This window comes from Pelagibius marinus (assembly GCF_014925385.1).
Taxonomy (GTDB): domain Bacteria; phylum Pseudomonadota; class Alphaproteobacteria; order Kiloniellales; family Kiloniellaceae; genus Pelagibius; species Pelagibius marinus.
In genome coordinates, this window is sequence record NZ_JACSDK010000009.1 from 408,068 (window position 1) to 425,899 (window position 17,832).

General features: G+C 67.7%; 13 protein-coding genes. 4 read left to right on the forward strand and 9 right to left on the reverse strand.

The window, feature by feature from the left end; translation table 11 throughout:
- Window positions 1-8: 8 nt before the first annotated feature.
- The 3 genes from H7X47_RS11845 to H7X47_RS11855 form a co-directional block, all read right to left on the reverse strand.
- The gene (locus H7X47_RS11845) at window positions 9-1,064 is read right to left on the reverse strand and encodes a TAXI family TRAP transporter solute-binding subunit (protein WP_193368867.1); all 1,056 of its coding nucleotides are present in this window, start codon (window positions 1,062-1,064) and stop codon (window positions 9-11) included.
- A gap of 158 nt (window positions 1,065-1,222) precedes the next feature.
- Window positions 1,223-1,975, reverse strand: coding sequence for a TVP38/TMEM64 family protein (locus H7X47_RS11850; protein WP_193368868.1), 753 nt, complete (start codon window positions 1,973-1,975; stop codon window positions 1,223-1,225).
- 22 nt (window positions 1,976-1,997) lie between these two features.
- Complete coding sequence (locus tag H7X47_RS11855) at window positions 1,998-3,440, reverse strand: dihydrolipoyl dehydrogenase family protein (RefSeq protein ID WP_193368869.1); 1,443 nt, start codon at window positions 3,438-3,440, stop codon at window positions 1,998-2,000.
- A gap of 295 nt (window positions 3,441-3,735) precedes the next feature.
- Here H7X47_RS11855 and H7X47_RS11860 point away from each other — a divergent pair, with 295 nt between their 5' ends.
- Window positions 3,736-5,556 (forward strand): SLC13 family permease, encoded by a 1,821-nt coding sequence (locus H7X47_RS11860; RefSeq protein ID WP_227010387.1) that lies wholly within the window; start codon window positions 3,736-3,738, stop codon window positions 5,554-5,556.
- 24 nt (window positions 5,557-5,580) lie between these two features.
- Here the strand turns inward: H7X47_RS11860 and H7X47_RS11865 are convergent, their stop codons facing one another.
- Window positions 5,581-7,602, reverse strand: a complete 2,022-nt coding sequence (locus tag H7X47_RS11865; RefSeq protein WP_193368870.1) for a PAS domain S-box protein — start codon at window positions 7,600-7,602, stop codon at window positions 5,581-5,583.
- Window positions 7,603-7,967: 365 nt separating this feature from the next.
- Here H7X47_RS11865 and H7X47_RS11870 point away from each other — a divergent pair, with 365 nt between their 5' ends.
- Window positions 7,968-9,563 (forward strand): alkaline phosphatase D family protein, encoded by a 1,596-nt coding sequence (locus tag H7X47_RS11870; RefSeq protein ID WP_193368871.1) that lies wholly within the window; start codon window positions 7,968-7,970, stop codon window positions 9,561-9,563.
- A 79-nt stretch (window positions 9,564-9,642) separates the two neighbouring features.
- Here H7X47_RS11870 and H7X47_RS11875 read toward each other — a convergent pair whose 3' ends face one another.
- From H7X47_RS11875 to H7X47_RS11890, 4 genes are all read right to left on the reverse strand, one after another.
- Window positions 9,643-11,043 carry a methyl-accepting chemotaxis protein gene (locus tag H7X47_RS11875; protein ID WP_193368872.1) on the reverse strand — a complete coding sequence of 467 codons (1,401 nt, stop codon included), beginning with the start codon at window positions 11,041-11,043 and terminating at the stop codon, window positions 9,643-9,645.
- Between the two features lie 334 nt (window positions 11,044-11,377).
- Window positions 11,378-11,893, reverse strand: a complete 516-nt coding sequence (locus H7X47_RS11880) for a GNAT family N-acetyltransferase (protein ID WP_193368873.1) — start codon at window positions 11,891-11,893, stop codon at window positions 11,378-11,380.
- Between the two features lie 176 nt (window positions 11,894-12,069).
- Window positions 12,070-13,065 (reverse strand): phosphotransferase enzyme family protein, encoded by a 996-nt coding sequence (locus tag H7X47_RS11885; protein ID WP_193368874.1) that lies wholly within the window; start codon window positions 13,063-13,065, stop codon window positions 12,070-12,072.
- Between the two features lie 40 nt (window positions 13,066-13,105).
- Window positions 13,106-14,122: an adenosine deaminase gene (locus tag H7X47_RS11890; protein WP_319633586.1), complete on the reverse strand. Its 1,017-nt coding sequence runs from the start codon at window positions 14,120-14,122 to the stop codon at window positions 13,106-13,108.
- 176 nt (window positions 14,123-14,298) lie between these two features.
- Here H7X47_RS11890 and H7X47_RS11895 point away from each other — a divergent pair, with 176 nt between their 5' ends.
- Entirely contained in the window at window positions 14,299-15,396 is a 1,098-nt protein-coding gene (locus H7X47_RS11895) for a phospholipase D-like domain-containing protein (RefSeq protein ID WP_193368875.1), read from the forward strand.
- 110 nt (window positions 15,397-15,506) lie between these two features.
- Here the strand turns inward: H7X47_RS11895 and H7X47_RS11900 are convergent, their stop codons facing one another.
- Window positions 15,507-16,349, reverse strand: a complete 843-nt coding sequence (locus H7X47_RS11900; RefSeq protein WP_193368876.1) for a DUF1194 domain-containing protein — start codon at window positions 16,347-16,349, stop codon at window positions 15,507-15,509.
- A 188-nt stretch (window positions 16,350-16,537) separates the two neighbouring features.
- Here H7X47_RS11900 and H7X47_RS11905 point away from each other — a divergent pair, with 188 nt between their 5' ends.
- Complete coding sequence (locus tag H7X47_RS11905; protein WP_193368877.1) at window positions 16,538-17,764, forward strand: MFS transporter; 1,227 nt, start codon at window positions 16,538-16,540, stop codon at window positions 17,762-17,764.
- Window positions 17,765-17,832 lie beyond the last annotated feature (68 nt).

A 17,832-nucleotide genomic window follows, 5' to 3' on the forward strand; every position in this document is an offset into this window, starting at 1 on the left:
CTGCCCGCCTAGGGCAGCTGGCCGACTTCGCGGTAGTACTGCGCGGCCCCGGGATGCAGCGGAATGCCGAGGCCGTCGAGCGCCTTTTCCAGCACGATCTGGCGCCCCTTGGGATGGCCCTTGTCCAGCAGCTGGCGGGTGCTGGGGTGCCAGAGGGCGCGGGTGATCTCGTAGACCTCGTCCTCGGGTACCTGGTCGGAAACCACCCACTGGGCGCCGACCGAGAGGGTCTCGGTGGCGGGAATGCCGGGATAGACGCCGACTGGAACGGTCTGTTGGGCGAAGAACGGCCGGGCCGCCAGCAGCTTGTCGGCCTCCGGCCCGGTGAGGGGGACCAGGTCGATCAGCGCTTCTTCGGCCAGTTCCAGCACCGCGGCGGCCGGCGTGCCGGCAACGAAGAAGAAGCCGTCGATTTCGGCCTCGCGCAAGGCATCGGCGGCGGCGCCGGAGGCCAGGGGAACGTCCTCGAGGTCATCGAGTGTGAGGCCGTAGGCGTGCAGCACCAGAAGGGCATCGACCCGCGTGCCGGAGCCTTTGCGGTCGAGGGAGATCTTCTTGCCCTTGAGATCGGCGACGGACTTGATGCCCGCGTCGACGCGGACCACCAGATGGATGGTCTCGGGATAGAGATTGGCGATGGCGCGCAGCGAGGTCAGCGCCCCGCCCTCGTGGAACAGCTCCTCGCCGTAGTAGGCCCAATAGGCCACGTCGGACTGGCTGAAGCCGGACTCGATACTGCCATCGGCAATCTGGCGCACATTGTCGACGGAGCCGCGGGTCGACTGGGCCACGGCCACCAGGCCCGGGACCCCGCAGCTGCCGCCGCGCTCGCAGTCGCGGCTGCCCGGCGGGCTGGAGATGGCGCTGGCGATCAGCCCGCCGACCGGGAAGTAGGTGCCGGCGGTGGAGCCGGTGCCGATGCGGAAGAAGCGGATGTCCTGCGCGGCGACCTGGCCGACCGTCACGGCGCCGGTCAGGGCCAGGAAGGGCAGCAGCGCCAGCAGGGCGCGCAGTCCGCAGCGCTTCAGCGGAGCTTTCACGGACGGGTTCGGTGCAGACGGCATGACGCTTCTCCCCTGGTCACTCCCCTGGAACACAGGTCGTCCCGCCATGAGGTCCGGGGCCGTCGGCTAGGCATGGGGCTCAAGATCTCGGAAGCGGGGAACCGCTCGATATTCCAGGTATATCAAGCCTGAACGCCGGATCATAGAGGGGCTAGTGATCAGGCGGAAGCGCGGCGCGCCTTCAGGTGCTTGTAGACCACCGGCAGCAGGGAGAGCATCGACAGCCCGATGAGGCCGGCGATGATCTGCGGCGTAAGGATGGTCTGCAGGGACAGGGTTCCGCCCTGGTCGAAGACCGAGCCCAGCCCGGCCCCGGCCAGGATGAAGACCAGGGTGCCGGGAATGATGCCGATGAAGGTGCCGGCCACGTAGGTGCGCAGGGAGACGCCGAGGAAGGCCGGCACCACGTTCACGATGAAGAAGGGGAACAGCGGGATGAGCCGCAGGACCAGCATGTAGCTGAAGGCATTCTCGCGGAAGCCCGCCTCCATGCGCTGCATGAAGGGGCCGGCCTTGGCGCGGAAGTGATCCCCGAGTGCCGTGCGCGCGACCAGGAAGATGCCGGCTGCCCCCAGGGTCGCCCCGACGACGACGTAGAGCGTGCCGAAGGTAACGCCGAAAAGGAAGCCGCCGGCAATGGTCAGCACGGCGCCGACCGGCAGGAACAGCAGGGTGGTCACGGCATAGAGGGCAACGAAGGCGAGCGCCGCCATGGCGCCCATTTCCGCGACGAAGCCGTTCAAGGCGCTGCGGTGCTCGCGCAGGGCATCGATGCTGACCTGCTCGTGCAGGCCAAGCTGGAAGGCAAGGGCGATCGCAGCCGCCAGCACCACAAGCGGCAGCAGGCGCCGTGCCGTCGACTTGCCGCGGCCGCCGCCCGGAACCTCAATGCGCTGATCCAGATCGCTCATGCCTTGCCTTTCACTTGCCTTCTCAACCGAAGCGCAGCAGGAAGCGCACGATCTTCTTCGTGCGTTCGCCGAACAGGCTCGGGGTGTAGTAGCTGCCGGCCACGCGCTTGTTCACCTCGCCCAGGGTGGGGTAGGGCGCGATAACGTTCGCCAGGGCGCCGATCTTCAGGCCCTTGTCGATGGCCAGCACCCAGGGTTGCAGCAACTCGCCGGCGTGCAGGCCGACGATGGAGGCGCCGAGAATGCGCCCGCGCGCGCCGACCACCACCTTCACCAGGCCCTCCGCGGCGCGCTCGGTGCGGGCGCGGTCGTTCTCGGCGAAAGACGTGGTCAGCACCCGCACCTTGTCGCCGTGCTTCTCGCGCGCCTCGGCCTCGGTGAGGCCGACGTGGGCGATTTCCGGGTCGGTGAAGGTGACCCGGGGCAGGGCCTTGTAGTCGACCTTGGCGGGCAGGCGGAACAGCGCGTTGCGGATGACGATGCCGGCGTGATAGCCGGCCAGGTGGGTGAACTGGTAGGCGCCCAGGCCCTCGACCAGGGCGACGTCGCCGACCGCGAAGATGTGCCTGTTGCTGCTGCGCAGCCGCCGGTCCACCTCGATACCGCGGGCCGTATAGGCGACGCCCGCCGCCTCCAGGCCCAGGCCGTCGACGTTGGCCCTGCGCCCGGCGGCGACCAGCAGGTGGGAGCCGGTGAGCCGGGTCTGCGCGCCGTCTTTTTCCAGGCTGACCGCGATGCCGTTGCCCTCCGCCGCCACCTCTTTCACGGCGATGCCCTCGTGGATCTCGACGCCGTCTTCCTCCAGGCGGCGGCGGGCGACGGCGGTGATCTCCGGGTCGTCCTTGGCCAGGATCCGGTCCATTTCCAGCAGCGAGACGCGCGCGCCGAGGCGGCGCTGCGCCTGGGCCAGCTCGGTCCCGATCGGTCCGCCGCCGATGACGATGAGGTGTTCCGGCCGCTCGGCCAGCTCGAAGACGGTCTCGTTGGTCAGGTAGGCCACGCTCTCCAGGCCGGGGATCGGCGGCACTGCGGCGCTGGAGCCGGTGGCGATGACGAAGCGCTTGGCCTTCACCCGGGTCTCGCCCGCTTCCAGCTCGCGCGCGCCGGTGAAGCGCGCCGCCGCCTGAAGGACGGTGACGCCCAGGCCCTCGAAACGCTCGACCGAGTCATGCGGCGCGATGGCGGCGATGACGCTGCGCAGGTGGTCGCGGACCGCCGGGAAGTCCACGGCCGGCTCGTGCCCGTTGACGCCGAAGCGGTCGGCATGGCGCACCTTGTCGGCGGCCGCGGCCGCGGCGATCAGCGCCTTGGAGGGCACGCAGCCGTAGTTCAGGCAGTCGCCGCCCATCTTGCCCTTTTCGACAAGCACCACCCGCGCGCCCATCTGGGACGCGCCGGCGGCCACCGACAGGCCGCCGGAACCGGCGCCGACGACACAGATATCGGCCTCGATGGTCTTGGGCATGCTCGCTTTCCTTTGCGCTGCTGCCGCGCCGGAACTCCGGCGCTGGTGTCGCGCTCCAAGCACAGATAGGCATACTCGGCAGCGCGGCAAAAGGCCTCTCACAGCGTTGTGAGACAGCGTGAAAGGCCGGCGTTAAGGTAGCGTTAAGCATAGCCGCGCGGCCGGCGGGGCGCGAGGCGCCGAAAGGCGGCCAAGTGACTGAAAAACAGTCTCCCGCTTATGGTTTTGCAGCCGTACGGCGGCGATGACACAATCGGAGTCCCGAATCCGCGCGACCAGGGAGCCGAACCGCACCTTGACCCCAGAGACCATGATCCCCGACACCTTGATCCCTGGCGGCATGACGGGCGATCAGGCCGTTCTCTTCGCGATTCTCCTGGCGCTCTTCGCTCTGCTGGTCTGGGGCCGCTGGCGCTACGACGTGGTCGCCTTCGCCAGCCTGATGGCCTGCGTGGCCCTGGGCCTGGTGCCGACCGGGGAGGCCTTCAACGGCTTCGCGCATCCGGCCACCATCACCGTCGCCGCCGTCCTGGTGCTGAGCCGCGTGCTCTCGGGCACCGGCGCCATCGACCGCCTGACCCAGATCGTGCGCCCGGCGACGGGCAACACCACCACCCACGTCGGCGCCCTGGCCGGGCTGGCGGCGGCCATGTCGGCGGTGATGAACAACGTCGGCGCGCTGGGCATCCTCATGCCCATGGCCATCGAGTCGGCGCGCAAGGCGGTGCGCTCACCCAGTCTGGTGCTCATGCCGCTGTCCTTCGGCTCCATGCTGGGCGGTCTCATCACCCTGATCGGCACGCCGCCCAACATCATCGTCGCCAGCTACCGCGGCGAGCTGACCGGCGAGCCCTTCCACATGTTCGACTACACCCCCGTCGGCCTGGCCATTGCCCTGACCGGGGTGGTCTTCGTCGCCCTGGTCGGCTGGCGCCTGGTGCCGCAGCGCGCCAGCGCCCGCGCCAAGGGCGAACTCTTCGACATCGAGAACTACGTCACCGAGGTGACGGTGCCGGAGGACAACCCCAACATCGGCAAGACGCTGCGCGAGATCGACGAGATGACCGAGGACATCGACGCGATCATCATGGACCAGATCCGCGGCGACCGCGCCTATCCGCCCGCCACGCGCAAGCAGCTGCGCGCCGGCGACATCCTGAAGATCGAGGCGGCGCCGGACGAGATCGACAAGTTCGTCAGCAAGCTGGGGCTGGAGATCGGCAGCGAGGACTCGGGCGTGGAGCCACGGGAAAAATCGAGCGACGCCAGCCTGATGGAAGCGGTGGTGACACCGGGCTCGCGCCTCGACGGCCGCCTGGTCAGCTCGCTGAAGCTCTTCGCCCGCCGCGGCATCACCCTGCTGGGCGTCTCACGCCAGGGCCAGCCTTTCCACGGGCGCCTGCGCTCCTTCCGCATCCGCCCCGGCGACGTGCTGCTGCTGCACGGCGAGGGCGAACAGCTGGCCGACCTGGTGCCGGCCTTCGGCTGCCTGCCCCTGGCCGAGCGCGAGCTGCACTTCGGCAAGCGCGGCAAGGGCCCGGCGGTGATCGCCATCTTCGCCGCCGCCATCGCCGCGGCCAGCTTCGGCCTGGTGCCGATCCACATCGCCTTCGGCATGGCCATCGTGCTGCTGGTGGCCACGGACCTGATGAACGTGCGCGAGCTCTACGACGGCATCGACTGGTCGGTCATCGTGCTGCTGGGGGCGCTGATCCCGGTAGGCGGCGCCCTGCAGGCGACCGGGGCGACGTCGCTCATCGCCGACGGGGTGCTGAGCCTCACCGCCGGCCTGCCCGCCGCGGCGGTGCTGGTCATCGTCATGGTGGTGACCATGACCCTGTCGGATATCCTGAACAACGCGGCCACCGCCGTGGTCATGGCGCCCATCGCCGCCACCATCGCCCAGCGCCTGGGGGTCGACCCCGACCCCTTCCTCATGGCCATCGCGGTGGCGGCCTCCTGCGCCTTCCTGACGCCCATCGGGCACCAGAACAACGCCCTGATCCTGGGCCCCGGCGGCTACCGCTTCGGCGACTACTGGCGCATGGGCCTGCCGCTGGAGATCCTGGTCATCGCCGTGGCGGTGCCGGTGATCCTGGTGATCTGGCCGCTGTAGAGCCGGGCTGTCTGGCTCCGGCGTTCAGGCGGTCTGGCGGTCTTCTTCCAGCCTGTAGAGCTCTTCGACGCCGACGCGCTCGGCGGGGAAGCGCACGGTGATCGATGTGCCCTTGCCCACTTCGCTCTCGATGGTCATGGAACCGCCGTGCATCTCGGCCAGGGAGCGGGTGATCGGCAGGCCCAGGCCGGTGCCGTCGTGGCTGCGCGTGTGGGCGCTTTCGACCTGGCCGAAGGGCTGCATCACGATCTCGATGTCGTCGGCCGACATGCCGATGCCGGTGTCGCGCACGATGAGGGCCAACTGGCCGCCCGGCTCCTGCCGCGCCTCGACGATCACGCCGCCGCCGCTGGGCGTGAACTTGATGGCGTTGGACAGCAGGTTGAGCAGGATCTGGCGCACCGAGCGCTTGTCGGCGTAGAGCGAGGGCAGATCCTCGGGCAGCAGGCTGCGCAGCGCCAGGCCGGCATTGGCGGCGGCTTCCTTGACGATGGTCTGGCAGGACTGCGCCACCGAGGCGAGATCGAAATGCTCCTCGTGCAGCTCCATGCGCCCGGCCTCGATCTTCGAGAGGTCGAGGATATCGCTGATGATGGACAGCAGGTGGCTGGCGCTGCGGCGGATGTCCTCGGCGTATTCGCTGTACTGCGGATTGCCGAGCGGGCCGAAGAGGCCCTGCTCCATGATCTCCGAAAAGCCGATGATCGCGTTCAAGGGGGTGCGCAGCTCGTGGCTCATGTTGGCCAGGAAGGCCGACTTGGCGTGGTTGGCCCGCTCTGCCTCGTCGCGGGCGACGCGCAGCTGCTGCTCCTTCTCCTTGATCTCACTGATGTTCATGTGGATGCCGCCGACGCCGATGGCGTTCCCCGTGGAGTCCAGCACCGGGAAGCGGGTGATCATGGCGAAGACCTTGCCCCCGTCGTGGCGCGACACCTCCATCTCCGCTTCCATGGGGATGCCGGTGCGCAGCACCGTTCTGTCCTGGGCGTTGATCACCTCGGCCTCGGCAGCCGGGAAGTGGTCGTGGGCGGACTGGCCGACGATCTCGTTGCTCTGCAGGCCGTAGAGTTCACTGAACTGCTGGTTGGCCAGCAGGTAGGCGCCGTTCTGGTCCTTCAGCACCAGGCCGGCGGGCAGGTGGTCGATGACGGCGCGCAGGCGATCGCGAATCTCGCGCTCGGCCCGCTCCATGGTCTTGGTCTCGCTGACGTCGGTGGCGGTCAGGAAGATGCCGCCGTTACCGGTACGCTCCTCGCGCAGGCGGAACCAGCGGCCGTCGGCGCGCTCCATCTCGAACTCTTCGATCGGGTTGCGGTGGCGGACGATGCGCTCTTCGATCCACTCCTGCTCGCGCCCGAAGGCGGCGGGGACCATGCCGTGCTTCACCTGCAGGCGCGCCAGCTCCTCGAAGGTCATGCCGGGGCCGATCGAATTGGCAGCAGGGCCGAAGATCTCGACGTAGCTGTCATTGAACAGCAGCAGCCGGTCCTCGCTGTCGAACAGCGCCACCGCCGAGGTGAAGTGCTCGATCGCCTGCAGCAGCAGATCCTGCGCCTCGAAGGCCATGCGGCGGGCACGGTATTCCTCGGTCAGGTTGCGGCCGGTGCCGCGGTAGCCGAGGAAAGCACCCTCATCGTCGAACAGCGGCACACCGCTGATCGACCAGTATTGGCGGTCGCCCGTGTCGTTGATGTAGACGTAGCGGAAGTCGCGAAAGGGACGATGCGCCTGGAGGTCCTCGAGGTGCGCTTCCCACTTGTCGGCGTCGGTGTCGCCGGCGCCGATCTCCTGGCGCGTCTTGCCGAGGGTGCTGGTGGGGTCGACACCGGTGACCTCGCGCAGACGCTCCGACATGAAGGAGAAGCGCAGGTCGGCGTCCATCTCCCAGAACCAGTCGGAGGCGGCGGCGGCGAAGTCACGCAGACGCGTTTCGCTCTCACGCAGTGCGGCATCGGCCTTGGAGCGCTCGACTTCGAGCTGCTCAACCTCTTCCACGCGCCGCCGGAGCTTCTCGAGCTCCTCGGCCAACTGCGCTTTTGTCGGCAAGGGCCGAAAATCCCCTAAGCTTCTGGTGGCACATATAAATTCCAACATATAAGCGTTAAAAGACGTTGAAGATTCACCGCTCCTGGTGTGTGAAGCAGGCGCGAATACACGACATAGACGTGCTACCTGCGCGCGCCGAGCGCAGGACCCTTCGGTCATAAAACTGCCGCGTGAGCGACATCGCCCGGCAACGCCGACAGGCTATCGACTGCGCGAGGCCCCCGCCCGGATCCGACTCGGGGACAGCGCCCGCGACGGCGGGCCTGGACCAAACGCAGAAAGGACCGCAGTCACAACGCCGGGGAGCCAATCGACAACCGCCATCCGCGCGGCCTACAAACGTCAAGACACGCAAGGAGCAGATCATGTCGCAGCTGCCTAACGCCCGTTCCACCTTCCGCCTCACCCGGCGCAGCCTGCTGCAGACCGGGGCGGCCGGCGCGGGCCTCGCCGGAGCGGGCCTGCTGGGCCTCTCGGCCCCCGCCATCGCCCAGTCGAACCGCCCGGTCTTCACCCACGGCGTACAGAGCGGCGACGTCACCACCAACAGCGGCATGATCTGGGCGCGGGCCGACCGGCCGTCGCGCCTGCTGGTCGAGGTCGCGACCAGCGACAGCTTCAAGGACGCGCGGCGCCTGCGCGGCCCGGCGGCGATCGAGACGAGCGACTTCACCGCCAAGATGGACCTCACCGACCTGCCCGCCGGCCAGGATATCTTCTACCGCCTGCAGTGGCAGGACCTTGCCGACGTGAATGTGATGAGCGAGCCGACGCTCGGCCGCTTCCGCACCGCGCCCGCCGACAAGCGCGACATCAACTTCGTGTGGACCGGCGACACCTGCGGCCAGGGCTGGGGCATCAATCTGGATTGGGGCGGCCTGCGCTGCTACCAGACCATGTTGGACAACCGCCCGGACTTCTTCATCCACTCCGGCGACAACATCTACGCCGACGGCCCGATCCAGTCGGAGGTCACCCTGCCCGACGGCAGCATCTGGAAGAACCTGACCACGGAAGAGAAGTCGAAGGTCGCCGAGACGCTGGCCGAGTTCCGCGGCTGCTACAAGTACAACCTGATGGACGAGAATGTGAGGCGCATGAACGCCGAGGTGCCGGTGTTCTCCCAGTGGGACGACCACGAGGTGCTGAACAACTGGTACCCCGGCGAGATGCTGATCTCCGACGACCGTTACAAGGTGAAGAGCGCCTCGCTGCTGGCCAGCCGCGCCCAGCGTGCCTTCCTGGAGTACATGCCGATCCGCCCGACCCTGGGCGATCCGGAGCGCATCTACCGCAAGGTCTCCTACGGCCCTCTGCTGGACGTCTTCTTCGTCGACATGCGCAGCTACCGCGGCGCCAACAGCGCCAACCGCCAGGCCGAGCGCAGCGCGGCGACCGACTTCCTGGGCCCCGATCAGCTCATGTGGCTCAAACGCGAACTGCTGGCCTCCAAGGCGACTTGGAAGGTGATCGCCGCCGACATGCCCATCGGCATCCAGGTGAAGGACAAGGTCGACGGCCAGCCGGCCTTCGAGAACAGCTCCAACGGCGACGGGCCGGTGCTGGGCCGCGAGCACGACATCGCCGACCTGCTGCGCTTCGCGAAGAACAACAGGATCGAGCAGATCGTCTGGCTGACCGCCGACGTGCACTACACGGCGGCGCACTACTACGATCCCAACAAGGCGCAGTTCCAGGACTTCAACCCCTTCTGGGAGTTCGTCTCCGGCCCGGTGCACGCCGGCTCCTTCGGCCCCGGCGAGATGGACAACACCTTTGGTCCGCAGGTGATCTACACCAAGAACCCGGGCGGCAAGCCGAACCTGGCGCCCAGCGAGGGCCTGCAGTTCTTCGGCCAGGTGCGCATCGACGGCGAGACCGAGGCGATGACCGTCACCCTGAAAGACCTCAACAACGAAGAGCTCTACTCGGTGACCCTGAAGGCGGCAACGGCCGCCTGACGGCCTGAAAGGCGAAAGGGCGCCGCGGACGCGGCGCCCTTTTCCTTTCCTTTCCGCCCGAGCGAGCAAGCGACGCAGATCACTCCGTGCGGCTGCGACGCCCGGTGATGATCTTGTCCAGCAGCCGCACCACTTCGGCGGAAGCCTCGTCCATCTCCGAATAGAGTTTCCAGGCTTCCTCGGCACGGCCGGTCTGATAGGCCTCAGCCGCCTTCTTGCCCAGGGAATGAACCCGCTCGTGGGGTGCCACCAGTGACTTGAACGACTGATTGCCGTGGAACCAGGCGTCATCGACCTTGTCATACCACTTGCCCAGGCGGCAGGAGTGATGGTCGGCCAGCTCGTCGGCCTTCAGTGAATTCAGGCCGACCAGCATCTCCGCCAGGCGCTTCTTCCAGATGTAGTGATCCGACTTGGCGCGATAGAGCACCGTGTCCCCAATCGACTTCTTGTCCAGTTCGGCGAAGCAGTCTTCGACGGTGGTCTCGGATTGGCGCACCGCCTCGATCGCCTGGTCGGCGTAGCGCTTGTTGCGGTCGGACAGCTCGGCGATGACCGAGACGCTGCTGCTGATTTCCTGAACCGCGGTCGACTGCTCGCTGAGCATGCTCGAAATCTCGCGTATGTGCCCGTTCACGGTGCGCACCTGGTCGCCGATCGTGCCCATGCGCTCGCGGGCTTCATCAATGGCTTTCGTGCCGCTGTCTGCGGCTTCGCGGCTGGCCGAAGCCGCATCGGTCAAGGCCGCCACTTCCTGTTCCAAAAGCAGGATGCGCTGGCGAATGTCGTCGGTCGCATCAGCGGTCTGTTTGGCCAGCGCCTTGACTTCGTTCGATACGACGGCGAACCCCTTGCCGTGCTCGCCGGCGCGCGCGGCTTCGATGGTCGCATTGAGCGCCAGAAGATTGGTTTGCTTGGAAAGCGTGTCGATGGTGGCCAGAATGCCAGAGATCTGCTCCGAGGCGGACACCAGACGTTCGGCGCAATTGTCGATCGAGGCGACGCTGCCGGTGATCTCCCGCATCTGAGAGACAGCGTTGTCGAGCTGGTGCACGCCGTCGCTTGCCGCTTCCAGGGAATGGTCGGCCTCCTTCGCGGCGACGCGGCCGGAGTCGGAAATCTGCTGGATGGAGGAGTTCATCTGCTCCACCGCCGAAGCCATGCCCTGCGTCCGCTCGTCGGCGCGGCGCATGCTGTCGGTCACGTGAGAGATCGAGGCCATGGCCTGGCTGGCGCCCATCGAGAAGGAAACGGTCGCCTCGAGGGAATGGCGGGCATCTTCCCGCAGGCGATCGCGCAGCTCGATCAAGGCCAAGGTCAGCCCATCCTCGCCGCCGAGGGCAATATCGTAGTTGCCCGCCGTCAGCGCCCTCACTGCTTCGGCCAGAGCGGCCCCCGCATCGCCGGAAGCCTCGGTGCCGGCTGGAGGGGCAATGCTGGACTCATCGCCAGTGGCAACCCCGGAAACAGCCTGCATCATCTCGGCTCCATAGCGGTTCTTCCCTCCGTACCGCGGCCGGCGCAGTGGTTCCCTTCTCTGCGGGAGGCTCCACTCTAATCACTTTCACATTAAGTGTTCGTTTAATTGCGGCTCGCACAGCTGTCCGGCCGACGCCGGCACAGCGCAGCAAGATGCGACGGACAAAGTCAGCCAGGCGTTCTGCACAAAGGTGAAGGCGATTGCACTCGCTTTGATCAAAACGCTCAGAAGTAGAGCCGGCGGCCCGCTGCCGCTCAACGCAGCCGGGCGCCGGTACGCGCCCTCCTTGGGAGCGGCGCCCGGCGGGTTCCGGCCGGCTTAGTTTGCGGGACCGCTAGCCGCGCCGCGTCAGGCGGCCCATCATCAGGGCGTCGACGTAGGCGCCGCGGCGGAAGCCATAGTCCGGCATCACGCCTTCGCGCCGGAAGCCGAGATCCTCGTAAAGCCGGATCGCGTTTTCGTTGACGGTCCAGACGATGAGGCTGAGGCGGGTGATCTGCAGCCAGTTGTCGGCCAGATCGATCATGGCCTCCATGAGGCGGCGGCCGACGCCCTTGCCCTGCCAGTCCTGGTGCACGGTGATCATGTTCACCTCGCCCGCGTGGTGGTGGCGGGGGTTGTCGGGATAGGTGATGAGCTCGGCGAAGCCGACCACCTCCTTCTTACCATCCCGGCCCTCGGCCTCGGCCACCAGCTTGATGACGCCCGGCTGCGCGGAGAGGCGCTCACGCATGTAGTCCGGCGAGGCGTAGGGCAGGCGCTGGGTGCCGTCCAGCACGTGGTCCTGCGAAAAGATGACATGAACCGCCGCCGCATCTTCCGGCGCGGCGTGCCTGATGGTGATCTCCATTGGAGGGCCCCTCCCTGCGACCCGGATGCCGGCAAGCGCAATCCGGGAGGCTCGTTCTGCTGCGCGGCGACGCGGGGGTTTTTTGCGGGACGGAGAGGCTGGCGTCAACGCCAAGGGCCGCCCGAAAGTGGCAATCCTCACAAAGGCGCCGATGTGGCCGGCGCGGCGAGAGCGATTCAGAAGAGACGGTCGGCAAGATGATCGTCTTCCCAGGCGCGCAGGAAATCCACCTGGCGGGAAAGCCAAAGCGCGGAAATGGTGTCCAGGCCCCATTCCGCCGCCCGGCCCGCGTATTCGCCCAGCAGCCAGATGTGACGGATCGGCACGAAGAGCAGGGTGGCGTCGAGATCCTGAGGCGGTAAGGAAAGGACGCTGCGGTAGCCCTGAAGAAAGGGCGGCCAGAGGTGCATCGTGCCAGGCACCAGCGCCTTGTTCCACAGATAGACGGCCAGGTCATACGCCAGCCAGCCAGGACCGCCGTCGTCGAAATCGAAGAAGGCCGCTGTCCGGCCAAGGGCACCGTTTTCCGAAATCCTGGCGTTGTGGCCGTGGCAATCGCCGTGGCAGTTGCCCCAGGTGAGATCGCCACGAATGCCATCCAACTGCTCTGCGAGCCGCGCGGCGAGGTCCGAAATGAACTCTGTATCAGCCAGCTCCAGATTCGGCTGCGCGAGCAGGGCGGCCAACGGCCGCTCGATCAGGTGTTGCATATCCAGCCGGAGGCGGCTTGGGGGGCCGTCATAACTTTCCCCGGCGCGATGGACCTGCCCCAGCGTCCTGCCCTGCGCAAAGGAGTCCGGCGTCTCGCCACGCCGCGCCGCACGCCCCGGCAGATAGCGGAACAGGACGGTCGGCCGCTCTCCCTCGGCCAGGCGGACGCGGCACCAGGGTTCGCCACCGCGGGTCGCCACGGCCGTTGCGACCGGCACGCCACGGCAGTCGAGATGGGCGAGAAAGGCCGTTTCATAGTCCAGGTTCGCGTCCGGGCGGCTGCGCCGATTTCCAATCCGCAACATGAAGCGATCACCGCCGGCGGTACGGAGGTCGTAGACATCGTTGAAGCCGCGGTTGGCCAGGGCACAGGCCGTTACCTCGCCGACGTCATAGAGCCTGCTCACCAGACGGGCGACATCCTCCAGCCTTGGCATGGAGTAAAGCGGATGCAGATCCATCACGGTTGCCGTGCAACGGGGAGAATACGAGCCCTCGGCGTCATTGGCCCTGGACGTAGCTCTCCACCTCGGCAATGTACTTCGCCTTGGTGGCGTCATCGAGGAAGGAAGCCTCGAAGGAGTTGCGGGCGATCAGAGCCAGCTCTTCCTTGGTGAGCGCCAGGGCCTGGCGGACGGCGGCGTAGTTGTCGTTCATGTAGCCGCCGAAGTAGGCCGGGTCGTCGGAGTTCACGGTGACGAAGAGGCCGCGGTCCAGCATCATCTTCAGGGGGTGGGCGGTCATGTCCTCCACCACGCGGAGGCGCAGGTTGGAGAGCGGGCAGACCGTCAGCGGCATCCTGCGCCGGGCCAGTTCCAGCACCAGCTCCGGGTCCTCCAGCGCGCGGTTGCCGTGGTCGATGCGGGAGACCTGGAGGTCGTTCAGCGCCGACCAGACATAGTCGGGCGGGCCTTCCTCGCCGGCATGGGCGACGGTCCGGAAACCCTCCGCCCGCGCCCGGTCGAAGACGTCCTTGAACTTGGCCGGCGGGTGGCCGCTCTCCGAGGAATCGAGGCCGACGCCGACGATGCGGTCCTTGTAGGGCAGCGCCTGCTCCAGGGTCGCCATGGCCGCCTCGGCGGAAAGGTGGCGCAGGAAGCAGAGGATGATCTTCCAGGTGATGCCCAGTTCCTTCCCGCCGTCTTTCAGCGCCCGCTCGATGCCGTTGAAGACCGTCTCGAAGGCGAGGCCGCGATCGGTGTGGCCCTGGGGGTCGAAGAAGATTTCCACGTGGCGCACGTTGTCCCGGGCAACGCGGCGCAGGTAGGCCAGGGTCAGGTCGTAGAAGTCCTGCTCGGTCTGCAGCACCGACATACCCCGGTAATAGAGGTCCAGGAAGTCCTGCAGCCGGGTGAAGCTGTAGGCGGCGCGGATCTCCTCGACACCGGCGTAAGGCAGCTCGACGCCGTTGCGCCGGGCCAGGGCGAACATCATCTCAGGCTCCAATGAGCCCTCGATATGCAGGTGCAGCTCGGCTTTCGGCAGGCCGGCGATGAAATCGTTCACGCTGTCACTCACTGTTGCTTGGATCCTCTTTCCTGTGACGCAAAACCCCCGCCGGAGCGCATGCTAGCCGTCATGGCGCGCCGGGGCACCCCCTTTGCCCACTATTTTGCGCCCTAAACTTGTGCGGCAGCCTGGCGCCGTTGCGGTAACATATCTGTGCTATCGGGCAGCAGAGAAAGGGAGAGGCCATGCCATTCATCCTGAACGACCGCCTGGAGCTGCACATGGGGCCGGCCAGCCTGGGCGCCCCCGACGACCTGGAGCAGGTCATCGTCGGCTTCATCGACGCCGCCGAGAAGACCCTGGACGTCGCGGTGCAGGAGATCGAGTCCCTCTCCATCGCCACGGCCCTGATCCACGCCAAGCAGCGCGGCGTGAGGGTCCGGCTGGTGCTGGAGCAGGACTACCTGCGCGCGGACAACCCGCCCGCCGACCCCTTCGCCGTGGGCGGCGAGGACGAGGAGAACCGCAACCTCTTCGCCGCCATGCTGCGCGCCAACATCGACGCGCGCACCGACTACAACCCCGACATCTTCCATCAGAAGTTCATCATCCGCGACAGCGGCCGGCCGAGCCGCGCGCTGCTGACCGGGTCCACCAACTTCACGCCAACGGGCGTGGGCAGCCATGCGAGCAAAAAGAACCTCAATCACATCGTCATCGTGCACGACCAGTGGGTCTGCAACGAGTACGACCAGGAGTTCGCGGAGATCTGGCAAGGCACCTTCGGCAAGGTGCGCAACCGCCACGACCCCTCGCCGCGCAACAACCGCGTCGCCGGCATCACCGTGCGCGCCCTCTTCGCCCCGGACCACGCGCCGGAGATGGAGATCATGAAGCAGATCCTGAAGGCGAAAGATCGGGTCGACTTTGCGATCTTCACCTTCGCCCAGTCTTCCGGCATCGACGACGCGCTGGTGGCCATGGCCAAGGGCGGCGTGCGCATCCGCGGCATCTTCGACTCCGGCCAGGGCAACCGCGACTGGGCGGCGACCCGCATGGTGGCCGACGGCGGCGGCGAAGCCTTCCTCGCCTCGCGCAAGCACGGCCTGGGCAAGCTGCACCACAAGCTGATGGTCATCGACGGCGCGGTGATCATCGCCGGCAGCTTCAACTACACCGACCCGGCCAACCGCCTGAACGACGAGAACATTCTGGTCATCGGCGATCTGGAGGACGACGACCCCGAGGCCCAGGCCACCCAGCGCCAGCTCGCCGCCTTCGCCCTGGCCGAGATCGACCGCATGATCGCCGAGCACGGCGAAAGAGTGCCGCTGACGCCCTAGCGGTGGCGCCCCCTTTGAGACGCGCTCTGGCGAGCGCTCCTCAGGGTGAGGCCCTTCCCATCCTCATGCTGAGGAGGGCCGCAGGCCCGTCTCGAAGCATGTGCGCCCGCTCAGTCGATGGCCTTGTGCGGCCCAGCCCCGCCCTGGGCCTGGGCCAGGCGCTGGCGGAAGGTCCGCTCGTCGGGCACGCCGGCGATCTCCAGCAGCAGCTTCTTGCGCACCGCCGCGGCGAAGGACTCCATGTCGTCGGCGGTCACCACGAAGGCGGCGGGCCCGCCGATGATGTCGCGGCGGTAGGCTTCCTCCAGATCATAGAAGACCGGGCGGCCGCTGCAGTCGCGGCACAGGATGGCCAGGCCGTTGATGACGATGTCGGCGGCGACGGCGGCCTGGCGCGCCGCCTCCAGCGGCACGCCGCCCCAGGAGTTGGCGGAGTCGCCGGAGAGGTCGATCACCCGGCGGAAGCCGTTGATGCTGTTGCTCTCGATCAGCAGGTGGGCGTAGGTGATGGCCGAGCCGATGGCGTTGCGCCCGAAGGCGCGGCGCGGCGTCTCCATCAACGCCTCGGCGAAGTTGGCCGCCGCGCCCTGGCCGTCGATGATGGTCCAGGGCACCACGACCTCCTGCGAAGAGGCATCGCCCCACTCCACGTAGGTGACGGCGATCTTGCCGTCCGCGCCCAGCGAGATGGCCGAGAGGATGTCGGGATGCATCAGGGCGTCGGCATAGCCCTGGCGCTGGAAGAAGATCTCCTTGTCGTCGATGGAGCCGGTGGCGTCGGCCAGCAGCACCAGTTCCAGGTCGACGGGCAGGCCGCTGCGGTTCTGCGGCGGAATCTCGGGCAGCGGCTCGTCGCCGAGCTGCAGCGGGGTCTGGGCGCCGGCCGGCCCCGCCGTCACGGCGGCGCCCAGCAGGACGGTCAACAGGATGAAGGCCGGAAAGGACTGTCGCATCGTCGAGATCCCCCGTTTGACTGCGCAGATAGCACCGCACCAAGAGAGAAAACTAGACCGCAGAGCGGCGCCGCCAAGGGAGCCCCCACAACTATAGGCCAGGTCAGCGGCCGTGCCATGACCGGAATGGCCTTCTGGGTCGCGAGCTGAGCACTTCTCCCCCCGCCGCTTTGCCCGTAGTAAAGGGCATGCTGTCGATCTCCTTCCTGCGCGCGCACTGCCGTCTGCTCGGCTTCGGGGTGTTGATGACCTTCTGCTCCAGCATGGGGCAGACCTTCTTCATCTCCCTGTTTTCCGGTGAGATCCGCGCCGACTTCGCGCTGAGCGACGGCGAGTTCGGCAGCCTCTATTCCCTCGGCACCCTGACCTCGGCGGCGGTGCTGCTGTGGGCGGGGCGCCTGATCGACCGCCTGCCCCTGCCGGTCTTCGCCGCCGCCGTCCTGGCGCTGCTGGGGGAGACCTGCCTGCTGATGGGCGCGACCTGGAGCGCCGCCAGCCTGGCCGTCGCGCTCTTCGGCCTGCGCTTTTTCGGTCAGGGCCTTTCCAGCCACAGCGCCATGGTCGCCATGGGCCGCTACTTCGAGGCCCAGCGCGGGCGCGCCCTCAGCGTCGCCACCCTGGGCCACACCCTGGGCGAGGCGATCCTGCCCGCCCTGGTGGTCGCCGCCCTGGCGCTGGCCGGCTGGCGCCAGCTGTGGAGCGGCAGCGGCCTGCTGCTGCTGGTCCTGGCGCCCCTGGTTCTGCTGCTGCTCAAGGGACAGCGCGACCGCGACGCGGCCGTCCGGCGGCAGCAGGAAAGCCGCGCCACGCAAGGCGACCGCGCCCTGGCCTGGGTGCTGCGCGACCCGGGCCTCTGGCTGCGCCTGCCGGCGCTGCTGGCCGGCCCCTTCATCGGCACCGGACTGATCTTCCACCAAGTCCACCTGGCCGAGAGCAAGGGCTGGCCGCTGAGCCTGCTGGCCGGCTCCTTCACCGCCTATGCCGCCTGCGCCCTGGGCGGCCTGCTGCTGGCCGGCCCCCTGGTCGACCGCTTCGCTGCGCGCCGCCTGGTGCCGCTGCTGCTGGTGCCCCTGACGCTGGCCTGCCTGACCCTGGCGCTGAGCGACGCGGCGCCGGCGGCGACGCTCTTCATGGGACTGCTCGGCCTCACCACGGGCAGCGGCTCGGTGATCTTCGGCGCGCTCTGGGCCGAACTCTACGGCGTCACCCACCTGGGGGCGATCCGCGCCTGCGCCACCTCGGCCATGGTTTTCTCCACCGGCCTGGCCCCCGCCACCCTGGGCTTCTTCATCGACCGCGGGGCGGGCATGGAGAGCATCGCCCTGGCCTGCGCCCTCTATTGCCTCATCGCCGGCGGCCTGGCGATCTCCGCCGAAGCCGCGGCCCGCCGAAGGGTCCAGGCCGAGGGCAGCTGACCCGCCGGCGGTGGAAAATGCCGCCCAATTGCCGTTGGTCCGGCGGCGGCCGCCCGCTATGCTCACCC